Below are 1238 nucleotides of genomic sequence, written 5' to 3' on the forward strand. Positions count from 1 at the left end.
CAGCGTCGAAGCCTCCGGCGGGGATAGTTTTGGACCGATGAAGACCGGGCCTTGCGTGAAATCAGAAAGGCTGCGCCAGCGGGACCGGCGCAGCCTTTTTTGATTTTGATCGGAGCGCCGATCAGACGATGGTGGCTTCGGTTGCGGCGCGCAGCTCGGCTTCGGTCACGCCTTCGGCGCATTCGACGATTTTCAGGCCGCCTTCGACCACGTCCAGAACGCCAAGGTTGGTGATGATCCGGTCCACCACGCCCTTGCCGGTCAGCGGCAGGGTGCAGGCTTTGAGAACCTTGCTGTCGCCGTGCTTGTTGGTGTGGTCCATGACCACGACCACACGGCCGACGCCGGCCACAAGGTCCATCGCGCCGCCCATGCCTTTGACCAGCTTGCCGGGGATCATCCAGTTTGCCAGATCGCCGTTCTCGGCCACTTCCATCGCGCCAAGGATGGCCGCCGCGATCTTGCCGCCACGGATCATCGCGAAAGAGGTCGCGCTGTCAAAATACGAGGTGCGGCGCAACTCGGTGATGGTCTGTTTGCCGGCGTTGATCAGGTCGGGGTCTTCCTCGCCCTCAAAGGGAAAGGGGCCCATGCCCAGCATGCCATTCTCGGACTGCAAGGTGATGTCCTTGTCGCCGACGTAATTGGCGACCAGCGTCGGGATGCCGATGCCAAGGTTCACATACATGCCGTCTTCGAGCTCTTCGGCGGCGCGCGCCGCCATTTGGTTACGATCCCAGGGCATTATGCTTCCTCCCGTTTCGATTGGTCGCCGCGCGGGCATGAAAACCGGTTCCCACTTGTCATTGCGCGGCCTCCCGCTTGCGCACGGTGCGCTGTTCGATGCGTTTCTCGTGCTGTCCCTGGATCAGGCGATGCACATAGATGCCGGGCAGATGGATGTGGTCGGGCTCCAGCGTGCCGGGTTCGACGATCTCTTCGACCTCCATCACGCAGATCTTGCCGCACATGGCGGCGGGCGGGTTGAAGTTGCGGGCGGTCTTGCGGAAAATGCAATTGCCGGTGGTGTCCGCTTTCCAGGCTTTGACGATGGCGAGATCGGCAAAGATGCCCTCTTCGAGGATGTAATCCTGACCGTTCCAGGATTTCACTTCCTTGCCCTCGGCAATCACCGTGCCGACGCCGGTCTTGGTGTAAAAGCCGGGAATGCCCGCGCCGCCAGCCCGCATACGCTCGGCCAGGGTGCCCTGCGGGTTGAATTCAAGCTCAAGCTCTCC

General features: G+C 61.9%; 2 protein-coding genes. Both read right to left on the bottom strand.

Features of this window, described 5'->3' with window-relative positions; all coding sequences use genetic code 11:
- Positions 1-121: 121 nt before the first annotated feature.
- A complete protein-coding gene (locus ACOYQJ_RS26165) occupies positions 122-745 on the bottom strand; it encodes a 3-oxoacid CoA-transferase subunit B (protein WP_422908810.1) in 624 nt (207 codons plus the stop codon).
- A gap of 58 nt (positions 746-803) precedes the next feature.
- The coding region (locus ACOYQJ_RS26170; protein WP_422908811.1) for a CoA transferase subunit A at positions 804-1238 on the bottom strand (435 nt) is incomplete at its 5' end.

The sequence above is a fragment of the Pacificoceanicola algae genome (genome assembly GCF_049341065.1).
Lineage (GTDB): Bacteria > Pseudomonadota > Alphaproteobacteria > Rhodobacterales > Rhodobacteraceae > Pacificoceanicola.

Coding starts and splice junctions, on each gene's coding strand:
- ACOYQJ_RS26165 (WP_422908810.1), bottom strand. CDS start 745: ATGCCCTGGGATCGTAACCAAATGGCGGCGCGCGCCGCCGAAGAGCTC.